This is a genomic window from Paenibacillus sp. CB74 (assembly GCF_055687625.1).
This window is the reverse complement of the sequence record NZ_CM146009.1, coordinates 4,890,055-4,906,615: the sequence shown is the minus strand read 5'-3', so window position 1 is coordinate 4,906,615 and position 16,561 is coordinate 4,890,055. Positions and strand designations below refer to the sequence as shown.

Here is a 16,561-nt window from a genome sequence, read left to right as displayed (position 1 = left end):
GTGGGAGAGTATTTAAACTTGGAATATAGGTGAGATGGCTGTGGGCCATGAGTCTGTAGCATTAGAGGATAGGAAGGATGCGTGCTGGGTTAACACCGGGGGTTCATTCCATACTGAACTAGGCAGTTCACGGCGTAATACAGGGGCCACTTCCTTTGCAAAACGCTCCACTTGCTCCAACTGCTCGCTATGCGTCAATCCATCTACGCTGATACTCAGCACCTGATGTCCGTAAGCGGCATGATAGTCCAGAATTTTCTCAATAACCTGTTCCGGACTGCCGATTAACGCAGGGCCACGTGCAATGTTATCCTCCAGATCGGTGAAGGGCGACTGGTTATGCTGTGCGGCGGCGGTGGCATGGAACGCTTCATAGTACGGCTTATAGCGACGAATGGCTTCTTCACCTGTATCGGCAAGATAGAGACTGCCGGCACCAGAGCCAATCACTGCCTGCTGCGGATCATGACCATAATAAGCGAGGCGCTCTCGATAATGATCGATTAACGCTTTGTATTTGGCCTGAGGGTGAAAAGAATTCGACGTGAAGAGCGGCTCGCCATATTTGGCAGCGAGTTCGGTTGAGACTGTGCTGGACGCGCTACCATGCCAGATTGGGATGGACTGCTGAAGCGGCCTAGGCCAGGTAGTCACGCCCTCAAGCGGAGGGCGATACGTTCCCTGCCAGGTGACATTCTCTTCAGACCACAGCCGTTTTAGCAAATGATACCGTTCATCGAGTGAGTCCCATTGTTCCTCTTCGCTTATGCCAAACAGCGGATAATGTCGAGGGTCATTGCCTTTCCCAATGATCATCTCCAGCCGTCCGCCTGATAATTGATCCAGTGTGGCATAATCCTCGGCAACCCGGACTGGATCAAGTATACTAAGAACAGTAACGGTGGTTAGTAACCGAATGCGTGTGGTTGCTGCGGCTATTGCGGTTAATACGACAGGTGGCGAGGAAGATAGAAAAGGTGCACCGTGTCGTTCACCAATTCCATAGGCATCGAATCCCAGTCGTTCAGCCAGCTTCGCTTGCTCCAATATATTATGGAATTTCTGCTGAGTCGTCAGAGCCTCCCCGGTTACGGCATTAGGCAGATTCATCATGAGACTAAACAAGGCAAATTTCATCTGACCTTCTCCTTGAACTGAATTAATAGTATCTGTGTCGTATAATCCTATTGAAATAGTAGGATATGTAAGTTGCATTAAATGTATCATGTTCTCACGGATTCTTCTAATGGATTTTTTCTATAAGCAAAAATTCAGTTCAGGCCCCCTTGCACAGATGTGAAGGAAATTGCCACGATTTTTATTGACCGCTGTAAAATTTAGGATTAAAATTGTGCTTATCATATAAATTCAAAATTATGGATTTTCATTGTGGAGGTGGGATACATGGAACCTACAACTACGATACGCTCATATATTGAGGACTACATCAGGAAACAGGGGTACACCCTGCAGTATTTTGCCGATATATCAGGAGTTAACGCCGGAACGCTTAGTGCAATTATTAAGGGGACTCGGCCCATTGCTATGGCGCAATTGGATCTGATTACCCAAGGCATGAAGCTGGAAGAGGGGTACTTCTACGAGATCTATGGGGCTGAATGTTTCGTGGAATCGGCACCCCATTGGAGAAGACTGGAACCATTCCTGCAGCGCTGTGCCGAATTGGACAAGCTGGAATGTATTCAGAGGGTTATCCAGGAAGTGACCGATGATCGCTCGTATATCTCGGAGTTGTTTGAGATGGCTGAAGGCATGCTTGAGCGTGGACAGACGAAGGCTGCACGGATGTTGTACGAATGTGTGGCGGAGTGCGAGAAATATCAACATTCGGAACGTCTCGCTCTCTGTCAGTATCGCATCTTCACGTTATCTCTCGGTCAGGACCAACACGAGAATCTGCGTGCAGCCGTACATTTTGAACCGTATATTAATCGGCTGGATGAGGAGAGGCAGCTGGATGCGATTAAAGACCTGGCGAATACATACTTGGCTCTAAGATACTGGGACAAGGTATTCACTTTGGCTGAAGATCTGGAGCAGAAAACTAACTTTCTTAACTCTTATAAAAAAAGAAAATCAGAAACTCAAAGAATTACCGTTTACCCTACCTTCGTATACTCCGCGTATTCTAATTTGCTGAGGGCAGCAGCATGTGACGGACGAGCAGAATATCCTGAAGCTCTTCAATATACAGAAGCATATTCAAAATTAATTCGTATTGATAATCCTAGTGAAGAGGATATTGTATTTATTAATAGATTCAATGGTTGGGCACAGGTCAACAATTATCTATATCGCCTTATGATGGGGGATATAGATGTAATCTATTCGTATGTTCAGTACATTGAGAAAGATGAAGCTGAAATTTTGCCTGCGTTGGTAAAAATAATGGAAGCAGCTAATAATCACAATATGGATGTTGATTTTGTTCTCGATAAATTTGATCCATATATAATGATGTATTTTAATACTTATGGTTATATTGGTAGTTATAATGAACTTATAACCAACGGCAGATACATTGAATTTCTTAAAGAATTAACTATCTATCAACTAGATAAAGGCAGGTATGAACAAGGGTTTCAGCATTTGTTACACTGTATAGCTTCAGCTAAACATATGAAAAGCGAATCTGTGATTATACAATGTGTAGGCTTATTTGAGAGATTTAGAGACAGAGCTTCAACTGAATTGAAGAACAAGTATAGAAACTTAATCGAGGAGGTTTATAGTAATTATGAGAAAAAAAGCAGCTGTAATAGTAGTTTTGTTTAGTGCTGTTTTATTGTTTACACTGTATCCTCAGCCTGGCGCAGGCACGCCAGTATTATATAGTACACATACACATGGCGGCGGCGGAGTGTAGTCGGTTCAGAGTGAAGTATAAGAGTTTGAAATGGTTTATTTCCTATTGGGAAGTAAGCCTTTTTATATTGATAACGAAGTTGGGAATTCTATCATTCATAACGAAAAGAGGATTTATCATTGCATATTGATATTCAGAAGCTTTACGACAAATATATAACATTGGACATTCCTAATCCATTCAGTTTGGAGCAGATTCATGATCGACTAACTCAGAAATTTTACGCTGAGAAGGTAGATTTAGAGGCGTTTTCCGACTTGCGCAACGATCCTCATGCGGGATTTGATCAGGCGATTGCAGCTTATGTATTCAAGGATGAGAGGGGAACCAAGCAATTAATTAGCCTGAACAAGGATGAGGATATCCATGAGCCACTGGAGTTTGCATGGATCATCAATTCCACTGTAAGAGGGTTTTCTCTTCTATTAATTCTTGAAATCGAAGTATTTTATGGAATGCAAGAGAGTGAGATGACTCTTGGCAATCCACGTTTTGAGGAATATCTGATCCTACTTTATTTAACAGGTTACATTGAGTTTGAGAATGACTCTTTCATTCATCTGTTGCGTGCTCGTTATCGAGAGGGCTACAGACTTCGTTATTTTGGCATGCAGAATGGTGATGATAATTATCTATACGAATAAATTTGCTGTCGGATAAGGTTATTAACTTCTTTCTGGAGAAAGGTGCAAAAAGTACTTAGGGTAAAATGCATAATATGTCCATGAATCAGTTTAACGTTAAGGATTCGAAAATTCTCGAATACGATATGTAGATATGCCCTCAATATCTTTTCACCACATATTGTAGTGATGAGTGGTTTTTATATCTCTATGCAAAATGCTTGATGTTGAAAGTATCTCTATGGAAATAAGCATTTTACCTTGCAAAGGAATATAATGTTAATTTTTTGGCAATGTATCCTAAAATATTTAAAAAAGAGGGGGTGCATGCTGTGAGTGAACCGAAACAGATCAGAGACCAAATCGAACAGAACAGGCATGAATTGAGTCGTTTGGCGGAGAATCATGGCATGCAAGACAACAAAGTCCTCCGACAGTCCATGGTGCTGGACGAGCTTATTAATGAATATAATCGATTCAAATATAAAAGCCATCTCGGCAACAGACAACCGATTGCATAATGCAGTCGGTTTTTTGGTCTAATTCAACCGATTGTTTGGCTAAATTAACTCAGCGTATGTGATCTATAGAAATAGCGTAGTCGACTGTAGCGATACAGTCGGCTTTTTTGCGTTCACCTGAAACCAATGCGCATAACTTGAAATTCCGTACCAATTCCAGGGTTGGCAGGATAGCGAATGATCATTAAAACTGGATATGATGACCCCAGTTATATCCAGATTGATCTGTGAAGGGGGCTCATACAATGATCGGGAGAGGGAGGGATGAACGGAAATGATGGACAAGGTACGCACTTTTTTCGGAAAAAGCGTAAATCTGCGCACCAAGTTGCTCGTGTTGTTCCTGGCGCTGACGTTGCTGCCGCTAGGCTTGCAGGGAGTGATGAACTACAAGCATTTCTCCCAGACGATGGATCGCAAGACCGAGCAGTTCACCATTGAACTGGTTCGCCAGATTAACACCAATCTGAATCGGCTGCTGAAAGACTTTGAGCGGTTGTCGCTCTTGCCGCTATACGATCAGATGGTGCTTGGCATTCTGGGCAAATACAACGGTTCAATGGGGTCTGGTACATGGGCGAGGTCTGAGGATTATCTGAAAATGAAGCTCTATACCTCTGGTCAAGCTTATGATCGACCCGAGATTCGGGGAATTCATCTGATCAGCAACAGCGGCATCCTGTTCTCCAATCTCGATTCACTGGCGGTCAAGCCGGTATGGGACAGCAGACAGGATGACTGGTTTGCAGAGCTTGAAGACTCGGAAGGGACGTGGCGCCTGATTCCTCCGCATGACCCCGGCTACTACACGGGCGTTCAGCATGAATCGTATATATCGGTGGGCAGAGTGCTTCGAGATCCGGGTACGCTCCAGCGATTGGGGTACATTCTGATTGACATCCGTCTGGAAGCCTTCGGCCAAATGTTATCCAATTTGAATGTTGAGCAAGAGGCAAGCCTGATGATTGTCGACAGCAACCAGCGTCTGCTGTTCGAGCGGGCCTCAACAGGAGGAATGTCTGCGTACGAACAGTTGCTAATGCATGGACAGCTTCTAAGCTATGCAGGAAACCAAAAAATTGTTCTGGATGGGCAGTCCTATCTCTACGTACAACACCATTCCAGCTATTCCGGACTTTCGGTGATCAGCCTTACACCTATTGCCGTGATTCATAAGGAGTCGGGTGAGATACTCACCTTCACCCTATGGTTCGCTGTATTGTGTATGGCGGCTATATCGATTCTGGCGGTTCTGTTATCCTATCGTATCACCCGGCCACTGATTCGCCTGAAGCACCACATGATTCGGGTAGAACAGGGTGATTTCAGCCAGCGGGTAGCTCACTTTAGCAGTGATGAATTCGGACAGATAAGCCGGGGCTTTAACCGCATGATGGAAGAGATTCATCGACTGTTTAATGAGGTGTTCCTGCTGGGCATTCAAGAGCGGGAGGCAGAGTTGTCGGCGTTGCAGAGCCAGATGAATCCTCACTTTATATACAACACACTGGAGTCCATTAACATGATGGCCATTCGCCAGAAGCATGCTGAGGTGTCGGACATGGTGACGGCGCTTGGCAAGCTGCTGCGCTATACGATTGATAAGGTGGACCGGATGGTTCCACTTGGAGAGGAACTGGCTTTTGTACAGTCCTACGTACGCATTCAGCAGGTACGTTACAACGGTAAGCTGGAGGTTAACTATGACATCGAAGAAGAGATAACGGAATGTGTGATTCCGAAGCTGATCCTGCAACCGCTGGTGGAAAATGCAGTCTACCATGGTATTGAAGGACAGGAAAATGGAGGAGTAATCTGGATAACTGCCTTGAGATTCGACCATGAGTTGCTGATTAGCGTACGAGACAACGGTAAGGGTATGACTCAGGCGAAGATTGACGAGTTAAACGAGTCCATAACAAAACAGGCTTCCAGTCAGGCATTACGTTGCCATGCGGGGGACAGTCTGGGGCTTAACAATATCGCCCAGAGGCTTCGCCTCATCTATGGAGAAGGCGGCAGCCTAAGCATTGATGGAAGTCCCGGGCAGGGCCTGGTGGTCACCATATCCATTCAACTTCTACCGAAAGGGGATTGAAGCGCATGTATAAAGTATTGCTTGTAGAGGATGAGACGGTTATCCGTCAGGGACTGAGGGAGCTGATCGTACAAGCGTCTTCTCAGTTTCAGGTAACGGGCGAAGCATCGAGCGGCACGGAGGCGCTGGATTTTCTGAGATGTGAAGTGCCGGATGTGTTAATCACGGATATCCGCATGCGTGAAATGGATGGATTAACTCTGGTAAGCAAAGCCAGAGACATGTACCCTGAATTGCTCATGCTCATCATTAGCGGTTATGGCGAGTTTGAATATGCGCGCAGAGCGATGGAGTTCGGGGTGTTGAACTATCTGTTGAAGCCAATCGATCGCTATGAACTGGCATTATGCATACAGAAGATTCAATTGTTGCTGGACCGCAGATATGGTATTTCAACCCTTTCGATCCCGGAGCCATCTGGGAAAGCAGAACATGCTGGTGGAGATACGCGGAAGATTATCCGAGATGTGAAGGAGCACATCAAGCAGCATCCCGATGGAGATTTGCGGCTTCAGACGATCGCAGATCTCGTTAACTTAAACCCCACTTATTTGAGCCAGTTATTCAAGAACGAAATAGGTATTAATTATTCGGAATACATCACGGAGGCACGTATGGAGCGGGCCAAGTGGTTGCTGATCAACACGGGTCTCAAAATCTATGATGTGGCACGGTTATCCGGGCATCAAAGTCCCAAACATTTCATGCTGGTGTTCAAGCAGCAGGTGGGATGGACTGCGGGAGAATACCGAGACCGATTCAGTATTTCTTGAAATACCATACCATTTCTGTAGTTGACGTGATTTATGAGGGAACGAAGCTTTCGTTATACTTTGGTTGCACCTGTATACCACAACGTCTATAAGGGGGATTTTCATGAAAAAAGCAGGACTGATACTGATGCTTGTACTCATGATGGTGGCTTCAATCGCGTGCACAAGCTCCAATTCTGGCAGTGAACCTGGCAGTGCAGGCGGGGAGAATGGAGAGGTGGAGCTGAAGTTCATGATGTGGGGCAACCAGGCACACATGGATGTATACAACAAACTGATCGATGGCTTCACCAAGGAAAATCCAGGCATCAAAGTCACGATGGAATCCGTACCTTTCGCAGAATACCAGCAAAAAATTTCGGTGCTTGCTGCTGGAGGCTCTCTTCCCGATCTCGCCTGGGTATCGGAGCGAATGGTACCACAATTCAAATCCAACCACATTCTGGCCGATGTATCGGAGTTCAAGGATGATGCACAGTTTAAGCTGGATGATTACATTCCAAGTACGCTTGATCTATTCCGTGACGGCGACCAGTTGCTGGGGCTCCCTTTTTCTACACCTCCGGTGGTCATGTTTTACAATAAAACGCTGTTCGACATGGCCGATCTGACGGATCCAAACACACTTGCCACCCAAGGACAATGGACATGGGAACAGTTCGAAAAGTCTGCCAAGGCGATTACAAGCAAGGAGGCGACCAACCGAATCTATGGCGCCAACTTTTTTCGCGACTGGAAGACCTGGGCGGTTCTCTCCTCCTATTCCTGGTCCAATGGAAGCGGTCCATTCGACGAAGGTATGACGAAGTTCACCTGGAACGATGCCTATGGCGTACAGACCTTTGAATTACTGGAGCGCATGATGTTCACCGATGAATCACACCCGAAGGCGGGGGAGCAGGTCAGCTTCGATGCCGGCAATGTGGGGATGTTTTTCGATAATTACAGCTATGTTTCCAAAGCAAGGGAGATTACGGATTTTGAATGGAGCATCGCGCCTATGCCTTCCGGTTCACAAGGCAGTGTGCCGATGCTGGGGCAGGCCGGATATGCCATGTTCAACGATAGCAAACATCCAGAGGAAACAAAGAAGCTGTTGAAATATTTTGCCAGTGAGCAGGGGATTCAGGCGACAGCCACTTATTTTGTGCCTCCTCGTACTTCTGTTCTGAACTCGGACGCATTCATTCTTCAGCCGAATAACCCGAGCAAAGAGCATATTGTGCAGGCCGTCATTGATGAAATGCCCAAAGCGCGCTTAATTCCCGGCCATATCCGATGGCAGGATATCGACAATGCGGTATTGCAGGGATTCGACCGATTGTTTGCCAAGACAGCGACAGCTGAGGATAACCTGAAACAAATGCAGGAAGAGATCCAAAGCATGCTGCAACCCTAAGTAAGTCGATTGAAACCGGAGGTGAGAATAGTGGGCAAATTCAAAGAATTACTTGAGCGGAAACCGCTGTCCCTGGTGGTCAGTCTGCCTGAGAATGAACTTGCTTTGGCTCGGGCAGCCATGGAAGAGGGTGCTGATGCACTCAAGGTGCACTATAATGTCGGTCATCGCGCCAGCGGGAATCATTTTGGCCCATTGGACAGTTATGCCGAGGTGTTTGGGGCGATCCGCAGTGAATTTGGTGGTCCGCTTGGGGTCGTACCTTCCGGCAGTATAGATGGAGCACGACGGGAGGATGTGGAGCGCCTTGCTGGACTGGGTTTTGATTTCTATTCCATCTATGCACATCACTTGCCCTCCTTCATGCTGAGTGACTTGGGGCTGGACCCAACGTTTGCGATCAATGAAGAATATGATGCTTCCCTCGTAACATCCGCAGCTCACTTCGGCTTCACTGCTCTGGAGGCATCCATTGTACCTGGCAAAGAGTATGGTACACCGCTCAGCTTCGCGGATGTGCTCAAGTATCGCCGTCTGGTCTTGCAAGCCCAGGTTCCGGTATTGGTTCCTTCCCAGCGAAAGCTGGTACCGGAGGATGTTCGGGTGCTACGCGATACCGGGGTCAAAGCGATTATGCTTGGAGCGGTTGTGACAGGCAACACGGAGGAAGAGCTGCGAAGGGCTGTGAACGGGTTCCGCAATATGGTGGACAGCCTGAACCGTCCAGACTATATAAGTTGAACTAAAGGATATTTACACTTGTACTCCGATGCCAGAACAACCTTCCGATCGCTGTTATCCCCAGATTTTTTTTGAATCCCTTATATAGAGGGAGAAATCCGGGGATAAGCATATGCTTCCGATGCAGCTTTCTTCCAGAAAGCTTTTAGGCGACCACTTCGCTTCTTCAGGTTTTTTCTGTCCTCTACGTTCTTGTGTAAATATATAGTTCACCTTATATAGAATCGTCACAGGTTCAGCTTCGGAGGAAATTTGAATAAAAAGGGGGTGGCTAATTGTGACCCATCCACACAAGCGCAAAAGAAGGGGACCGCTCGCCAGAGAAGCGCAGATCGCGGGGTGGCTGTTTGTATCGCCGATGGTGCTTGGGTTTACGCTGCTGCTGTTGTTTCCCATGGGTCTCGCGTTATACATGAGCCTGACTGATTGGCCGCTGCTGGGGGATCATCATTTTGTTGGACTGGAGAATTACCGGAATATTATGACAGACACCATGTTCTGGAAAGTGCTCGCTAATACGGTTTATTTCACAGTCGGACTGGTACCGCTTAATATTGTGCTCGCCCTGCTGCTCGCGTTGCTGCTATCCAGGAATCTGCGGGGGATCGGAATTTTTCGAACAGCGATCTTTGTTCCGGTCATGACTTCGCTGATCGTATGGGCCATCGTATGGAAGCTGATGTATGCAACAGAATCAGGATTGATTAATCAGCTTCTATTGATGACGGGCATCAAGGGTCCGGCGTGGCTATACAATGAAGATTTGGCAATGCCCGCAGTGATTGTGACCAGTGTGCTGAAAAATGTAGGTCTGAATATGGTGCTGTTCATTGCAGCTATTCAGCAGGTACCGCGTTCACTGTACGAAGCAGCAACATTGGACGGTGCGGGCAGAAGGGGAACTTTCTTTCACGTTACACTGCCTATGATCACACCAACGGTGTTTCTGACTGTGGTCATGACCGTGATTGGTTCACTCAAAGTATTCGGACAGATCTATGTGATGACACAGGGCGGGCCGAGTAACAGCACAAAGGTATTGGTTTATTATATCTGGGAAAAAGCATTCAAACTATTCCAGTTCGGCTATGCTTCCGCTCTCGCATATGTACTGTTCTTCATCGTACTGATCCTGACGCTGCTGCAATGGCAGCTCCGAAAGAGGTGGGTATTCAATGAAGGCGATGCCTAATTCTTCGGGGAGGAAGATAGGAAGTGCCCTTGGGACGTATTTGCTGCTGACACTGATTTCGCTAATCATGATTGTGCCATTTATCTGGATGATATCGACATCATTCAAGGAGCCTCAGAGCATATTCACCTATCCGCCACAGTGGATACCGGAATCCTTCCGATTTCAGAACTACATCGATGTGTTCCGATTGATTCCGTTTCACCGTTTCTATTGGAACAGTATCTATATTTCTGCGTTGGTTGTGCTGGGAACCGTTTTTTTTGCTTCTCTCGCCGGTTATGCATTCGCCAAAATTCCGTTTAAAGGACGTAATGTGGTATTTCTCATCCTGCTGAGTGCCATGATGATTCCTCATGAGGTGACGGCGATTCCGATGTTCCTGTTCATGCGGCAGCTGGGGTGGATTGATACCCATCTTCCGCTGATACTACTGCCAATCTTTGGCGCGGGCGGTGTGTTTGGCATCTTTGTGATGAGGCAGTTCTTCATTACGGTGCCAACGGAACTGGAGGAAGCGGCGATGATCGACGGCTGCAACCGATTCCGAATATATGCGCGAATTATGCTGCCTATTGCCAAGCCAGGTATGGCTACGCTGACGATCTTCACGTTTGTGACGATCTGGAATGAGTTCTTCGATCCGTTGATTTTCATTAACTCGCGTGATCTAATGACGCTGCCGCTTGGATTATCTTTGTTTACAGATGAGGTCGGCACAGCCTGGCAATATCTGATGAGCGCCACAGTCATGGCGACCTTGCCACTTTTAATTGTCTTTTTCCTGGCACAACGGCGCTTCATTGAGGGGGTTGCCATGACGGGACTGAAAGAGTAAGCCATGAAATACGTGCAAAGGCGAGCAATACGTGCAATAGAACGGAAGGAGGGAAAACATTTGAGTGAACGGATGAGCATGGAAAAGGAAGAAGCAGATGTCGTTATTGTGGGCGGAGGTCCAGCGGGTATAGCGGCAGCCATTGCGGCTGGAAGACAGGGTGTCCGCACAGTGCTGGTGGAGCGATATGGATTCGTTGGTGGGATGTCCACTGCCGCTATGGTCTATCCCTGGATGACTTTCCATACGGAACGTGGGGAGCAGGTCATTCAAGGTATTGCGCAGGAGATTGTGGATCGTTTGCAGGCGTGTGGCGGCTCCCCCGGGCATTTGCGCGATACGGTTGGATTTGTGCATACTGTCACGCCGTACCATCCAGCGATCTTTCAGGTGGTTGCGGCAGAGATGTTGCAGGAGGCTGGTGTCCGGCTGTTATTGCACAGCTTCGTGGATGAAGTGGTTGTTGGGGATGATCGGGTGGAAGCGGTGCGAGTGACCAACAAGTCTGGACGAAAGGAGTTCCGAGCGAACGTATTCGTGGATGCAAGCGGTGATGCGGATCTGGCTTATCTTGCAGGGGCTTCGGTGGCGAAGGGGAGAGATGGCGATAACCAGTCTCAGCCGATGACCATGAAATTCCGCATGCGTGGTGTGGATCTTGGACGCGTGAAGCAATACATGCAGGAGCACCCGGAAGATTTCTATGCCAAGACCCCCTTCTCGGAGCTGGATAGCATTCCGTTAACCGGGGTGAGCGGCTTCTATTCCCAGTGGAAAAAAGCGGGGGTACCGATTAATCGCGACCAGGTGTTGTTTTTTACCGGACCGGCTGACGATGAAGTGCTGATTAATTGTACCCGGGTGCAGGGACTCGATGCGACGGATGCCGAGGATCTGACCTCTGCTGAACAGGAAGGGCGGAAGCAGGTGCTGATGATTGCTGAGTTTTTGCAGCGTGATGTGCCTGGATTCGAACGGGCTTCCATCTCAGCGGTAGCACCTCAGATTGGTATTCGTGAATCCAGACGGATTATCGGTCATTATGCGTTGACCCAAGCGGATGTGGTCGCAGGACGGAAGTTCGAGGATGTGATTGCCAGAAGCGGTTATCCTATCGATATTCATGACCCTTCGGGTCAAGGTGTTGTAGCTGCCTTTATCAAAGGGGACGGGGCGTACGATATTCCGTATCGTTGTCTGGTCTCTCGCAATATCCGCAATCTGCTGGCGGCAGGACGCTGCATCTCCACCACACATGAGGCGCATGCAACGACAAGGTTGACGCCAAGCTGTATGGCTACCGGGGAGGCCGCCGGGACAGCAGCTGCACTAACCGTGAAGATGAAGCTTGATCCGGTGGGACTGCCAATTGAGCTGCTACAGGCGGAATTACGTCACAACGGAGCGGCGATCTAGCGGATAAGCTGATTGTGGGCGGATTGGACGCAGTATTATTCTTGGGAGCGGCATGAATCATTAATAGTGGGCGTAACGTGGATGTTTATTTATTTAATTCACGGTGGTGTAAGTTTTAACGAACCTGAGACGTCTAATATGGGGCTATAAGCTGAGATGAAAAATGTAACGAATCTCAGTGAAGTTATTTTACTCAAAAACCTGAAATACGGCGTAAAGGCGGGGGAATCGGAAGAATAGAGCGTCTACGATTCGTTAGGTTAGAAACTGTCCCCAAAATGGCTAAATAAGCTTCCCCCGGTTCGTTAGAACATCGGTGGGAAGCTCATTTCATTTATTCAGTCATTTAATTCATGCGTGCCTCAAGTCGCCTTGCGACAATGGACAGCGTATAGTTGATGACAAAATACAATACCGCAGCGAGCAGGAGGGCGGGGATAATATAATCGAAACTTTGGCCGCCGAGGATCTGCACGTTGTGCATCAGTTCCGGCAAAGAGATGATGATTGCCAGTGAAGTATCCTTCAGGAGTGAGATGAACTGGCTGACCATCGGCGGAGACATGCGGCGTAGCGCCTGTGGCATGATGATGCCACCGAGGGTCTGCATGTAGCTCAGGCCGGAAGAACGGGCAGCTTCCACCTGACCGCGCTCAACAGACTTCAGACCGCTACGTACGATCTCGGCGATCATCGCGCCTTCAAATAGACTCAGTCCAACGACCGTGGACCAGAAGACGGACATTTTGATCCCGAGCTGCGGAAGTACGATATGGATGAAGAAAATGATGAGCAGTAGTGGCAGATTCCGAATCGTATCCACGATGACCGCTACGATCTGTGACAGAATGGGGATGCGAGTAAACCGGACGGTACCCAGCACGGTGCCAAGTATGAAGCTGAATACAATGGATAGCCCTGCGACCTGTAGGGTAATCAAGAATCCTTGAAGCAGGAAACGAAGGTTGGGCCACGCATAGGCCCCGCTAAAGTCCATATTTTATTAGCCTCCTTCTGTATGCAGGAATGGAATATTGAAGATCAATAGATGGGGCATGGACTAGCCAAAATAACGAACCAATAAAATTATTGAAAGGTCTGAAATAGCTAATATATCTCCCTAAAAATCTGAGCATGTATAGGTCAATCTGTTACATGGTAACCTGACCGGCCGGTTTGTTCTTCTTCGGTTTTCCCTTGGTACTGCGCGCCTCTGCATCGCTCTGTCCGAACCTGCGCTCCATATAATGCACCAGAAAGCTGAGTGGTAGTGTCAGCACCAGATAAAACAGCGCAACTACGGTGTATACACTTAGCGGTTGGAACGTATCCGAGTTAACCAGGTCGGCAAAATACATGAGATCCATACCGGCGACGACGGCCAGAATGGATGAGTTCTTGACCAGATTAATAAATTGGTTGCCGATGGACGGCAAAACAATCTTGATCGCTTGAGGCAGAATGATCAGATTCATGGCCTGTACATAGGACAAGCCGGAGGATCTTGCGGCTTCCAGTTGTCCACGCGGCACCGTCTGAATGCCCGCTCGGATCGCTTCGGCAATGAAAGCGGCGGTATAGATGGTCAGACCCAGAGTACCAGAGACAAATCCGTCGAGCGAAATGCCTAGTGCCGGCAGTCCGAGATAGAAGAAGAACACAACCAACAGCAGGGGAATGTTTCGGATAAACTCCACAAAAGCCGTGCCAATCCAGTTCAGCGGTTTCACAGGGGATATCCGAAAGATCGCCAGAATCGCGCCCAGGATAAAGCTGCCAACGAGAGCTATAATACTCACTTGAATGGTATTCAGGAATCCTTCCAGAAAACGATCCGAGTGTCGCATCAGTACGCTGAAATCCAATGTGCCCATATAGGCAAAGCCTCCGTTCTCCAGATGTAGAAACGGCGATTACGTCTGCTTATGCATCGCATCCAGCAGACGAATTCGCCGCGTGCTCATCATTAATCGGGGTTACTCGGGCTTGGAGCCCAGCCATTTCTCATGTAATGTGTCATATTCCCCGCTGTCTTTCATGCTTTTGAGCAGCTTGTTGACTTCTTCCACGAAGGCGGTGTCGCCTTTGCGAATGGCCATACCATAAGGTTCACTTGTGAAATTGCCACCAACCAATTGGAAGCTGTTATCTGTCTGTTGCATGCCGATAAGGATGATATTATCTGTGGTCAGCGCTTCGCCTTTACCGGCTTTGAGAGCAGTGAATGCATCCTGATAGTTATCGAATTCGAGCACTTCAGCATCAGGGGCTTTCTCGCGAATGTTCTGAGCGGATGTGGAGCCTTTCACGGCGAGTACTTTCACCCCGCTGAGGCTTTCCAGGCCGGTAATCGGACTATCATTTTTCACCAGCAGGGATTGGCCTGCCTCGAAATAAACATCACTGAAATCCACCTGTTCCTTACGTTCATCCGTAATCGTCATCGTGGCGATGATGATGTCAATGTCTCCATTCTGCAACATGGGAATACGTGTCTTGGAAGTGACCTCTTTCAGTTCGACCTTTGTCTCATCTCCAAGGATCTGTTTGGCGAGTGCCTTGGCGATATCAATATCGAATCCCTCAACGTTGCCGCTTGCGGGATCTTTCAGTCCGAATAGCTTCGTATCATATTTCACGCCGGCAATAAGTTTGCCGCGCTCTTTAATCTGCTCAATCGTTCCTTTGGCTACGGCATCTCCGCCAGAACCGCTACTACCGCCGCTACTGCTATTCTCCTCACCTGTACTACAACCGGACAATACCAGCGAGAGAATAAGGACAAGTATAAATGACGGCCACATCAACAATTTTTTCATGAATAAGACCCCTTTCAAAATGGAATATTGGATTATTCTCAATGATGAATCAGACGGCTCAGGAATTGCTGTGCTCGTTCTTCTCTGGGGTTGTCAAAAAATTCAGCGGCGGTGGCCTCTTCTACAATTCGGCCTTCGTCCATGAAGATGACCCGGTCCGCAACTTCGCGGGCGAATCCCATCTCATGGGTAACAACGACCATGGTCATGCCATTATGGGCAAGGGAACGCATCACATCGAGGACTTCCCCGATCATCTCGGGATCGAGTGCAGAGGTCGGTTCGTCAAAAAGCATGATTTTGGGCTCCATGGCGAGTCCTCTGGCGATGGCTACCCGTTGTTGCTGTCCACCGGACAACTGGGAGGGATAACTGTCTGCTTTGTCGGCAATGCCTACCCGGGTCAGATACTTCATGGCCGTTGAGGCAGCTTGTTCTTTGGGTTGTTTGCGCACCTTCATGGGTGCAAGGGTAATGTTATCAATGACTTTTTTGTGAGGATAAAGATTGAAGTGTTGAAATACCATACCAATGTCACGGCGGAAGAGGTTAATATCCACCTTTTTCTGATGTAGAGGGACCCCACTGACAACAAGTTCGCCTTCGGTAATGGTCTCCAGGCGGTTAATACAGCGGAGTAACGTGCTTTTGCCGGAGCCGGAAGGTCCGATGATGACGACAACCTCTCCTTCTTCGATGTGAAGATGGATATCCTTGAGGACATGAAAATGACCGAAATGCTTTTGGACACCCCTAAATTCAATCAAGAGTAGACCCCATCCTTTCTGCAACGAATGTTTGTAAAAGGAATAATAAGGAATTAATTGAAACTAGTTATTTAATCATACATACTCATCCTGCTAATGGCAATTGGTTTGTGATAAAACATGACATAAGTAATAGACTTTCTAGGGCTATGGGCAGTAATTGTGTTATATACCTGTTATGTTATCAAATCTCTTGTGACGAATCCTGACAGAAAATTGAATCTATTCTCCTAGTTGTTTACCAACCATTGGAATAGATGTATAGGGTATACTAGAAATGATGTTTCATTTATGACTCTGATCATAAAAACAAATTCCATCAAGTTCTAACTGTACATGGCAAAAAAGCTCAACCTAGTGCATCAGGCCATTGATATGATGGAGCGAGAAAGTATCTGTCTGAAAGTAAACTAAAGAAAGTAGAAACGAAAAGTTGATCTCATAACGCTTCCATTTCCATTACAGGTAGAGAGGATGATTCTGCATA

General features: G+C 47.4%; 15 protein-coding genes. 10 read left to right on the top strand and 5 right to left on the bottom strand.

Features of this window, described 5'->3' with window-relative positions:
* Positions 1 to 12 precede the first annotated feature (12 nt).
* Positions 13 to 1,137 (bottom strand): LLM class flavin-dependent oxidoreductase, encoded by a 1,125-nt coding sequence (locus ACX9NY_RS21610; protein WP_472474994.1) that lies wholly within the window; start codon positions 1,135 to 1,137, stop codon positions 13 to 15.
* Positions 1,138 to 1,404: 267 nt separating this feature from the next.
* Here ACX9NY_RS21610 and ACX9NY_RS21605 point away from each other — a divergent pair, with 267 nt between their 5' ends.
* The 10 genes from ACX9NY_RS21605 to ACX9NY_RS21560 all read left to right on the top strand — a co-directional run bounded on the left by ACX9NY_RS21605 (position 1,405) and on the right by ACX9NY_RS21560 (position 12,488).
* Positions 1,405 to 2,796 carry a helix-turn-helix domain-containing protein gene (locus ACX9NY_RS21605; protein WP_472474992.1) on the top strand — a complete coding sequence of 464 codons (1,392 nt, stop codon included), beginning with the start codon at positions 1,405 to 1,407 and terminating at the stop codon, positions 2,794 to 2,796.
* A gap of 210 nt (positions 2,797 to 3,006) precedes the next feature.
* Positions 3,007 to 3,531, top strand: a complete 525-nt coding sequence (locus ACX9NY_RS21600) for a pyruvate kinase (RefSeq protein ID WP_472474990.1) — start codon at positions 3,007 to 3,009, stop codon at positions 3,529 to 3,531.
* A gap of 311 nt (positions 3,532 to 3,842) precedes the next feature.
* A complete protein-coding gene (locus tag ACX9NY_RS21595; protein ID WP_339239207.1) occupies positions 3,843 to 4,031 on the top strand; it encodes an aspartyl-phosphate phosphatase Spo0E family protein in 189 nt (62 codons plus the stop codon).
* A 274-nt stretch (positions 4,032 to 4,305) separates the two neighbouring features.
* Positions 4,306 to 6,129: a sensor histidine kinase gene (locus ACX9NY_RS21590; protein WP_472474988.1), complete on the top strand. Its 1,824-nt coding sequence runs from the start codon at positions 4,306 to 4,308 to the stop codon at positions 6,127 to 6,129.
* Positions 6,130 to 6,134: 5 nt separating this feature from the next.
* Complete coding sequence (locus tag ACX9NY_RS21585; RefSeq protein WP_472474986.1) at positions 6,135 to 6,902, top strand: response regulator transcription factor; 768 nt, start codon at positions 6,135 to 6,137, stop codon at positions 6,900 to 6,902.
* A gap of 103 nt (positions 6,903 to 7,005) precedes the next feature.
* Positions 7,006 to 8,301 carry an ABC transporter substrate-binding protein gene (locus ACX9NY_RS21580; protein ID WP_472474984.1) on the top strand — a complete coding sequence of 432 codons (1,296 nt, stop codon included), beginning with the start codon at positions 7,006 to 7,008 and terminating at the stop codon, positions 8,299 to 8,301.
* Between the two features lie 30 nt (positions 8,302 to 8,331).
* The gene (locus ACX9NY_RS21575; protein WP_472474982.1) at positions 8,332 to 9,042 is read left to right on the top strand and encodes a hypothetical protein; all 711 of its coding nucleotides are present in this window, start codon (positions 8,332 to 8,334) and stop codon (positions 9,040 to 9,042) included.
* Between the two features lie 277 nt (positions 9,043 to 9,319).
* Positions 9,320 to 10,234, top strand: coding sequence for a carbohydrate ABC transporter permease (locus ACX9NY_RS21570; protein WP_253429358.1), 915 nt, complete (start codon positions 9,320 to 9,322; stop codon positions 10,232 to 10,234).
* Positions 10,218 to 11,072 carry a carbohydrate ABC transporter permease gene (locus ACX9NY_RS21565; protein WP_339239215.1) on the top strand — a complete coding sequence of 285 codons (855 nt, stop codon included), beginning with the start codon at positions 10,218 to 10,220 and terminating at the stop codon, positions 11,070 to 11,072. The genes ACX9NY_RS21570 and ACX9NY_RS21565 overlap by 17 nt, the downstream gene beginning before the upstream one ends.
* Positions 11,073 to 11,150: 78 nt before the next feature.
* Positions 11,151 to 12,488 (top strand): FAD-dependent oxidoreductase, encoded by a 1,338-nt coding sequence (locus ACX9NY_RS21560; RefSeq protein ID WP_472479374.1) that lies wholly within the window; start codon positions 11,151 to 11,153, stop codon positions 12,486 to 12,488.
* Positions 12,489 to 12,834: 346 nt separating this feature from the next.
* On the opposite strand, the gene ACX9NY_RS21555 is transcribed toward ACX9NY_RS21560, so the two are convergent.
* The 4 genes from ACX9NY_RS21555 to ACX9NY_RS21540 all read right to left on the bottom strand — a co-directional run bounded on the left by ACX9NY_RS21555 (position 12,835) and on the right by ACX9NY_RS21540 (position 16,098).
* The gene (locus ACX9NY_RS21555; RefSeq protein WP_339239216.1) at positions 12,835 to 13,485 is read right to left on the bottom strand and encodes an amino acid ABC transporter permease; all 651 of its coding nucleotides are present in this window, start codon (positions 13,483 to 13,485) and stop codon (positions 12,835 to 12,837) included.
* Positions 13,486 to 13,639: 154 nt separating this feature from the next.
* Positions 13,640 to 14,362, bottom strand: coding sequence for an amino acid ABC transporter permease (locus ACX9NY_RS21550; RefSeq protein ID WP_339239217.1), 723 nt, complete (start codon positions 14,360 to 14,362; stop codon positions 13,640 to 13,642).
* A gap of 102 nt (positions 14,363 to 14,464) precedes the next feature.
* The gene (locus ACX9NY_RS21545) at positions 14,465 to 15,307 is read right to left on the bottom strand and encodes a transporter substrate-binding domain-containing protein (protein WP_339239218.1); all 843 of its coding nucleotides are present in this window, start codon (positions 15,305 to 15,307) and stop codon (positions 14,465 to 14,467) included.
* 38 nt (positions 15,308 to 15,345) lie between these two features.
* The gene (locus ACX9NY_RS21540) at positions 15,346 to 16,098 is read right to left on the bottom strand and encodes an amino acid ABC transporter ATP-binding protein (protein WP_301289677.1); all 753 of its coding nucleotides are present in this window, start codon (positions 16,096 to 16,098) and stop codon (positions 15,346 to 15,348) included.
* Between the last annotated feature and the right edge of the window lie 463 nt (positions 16,099 to 16,561).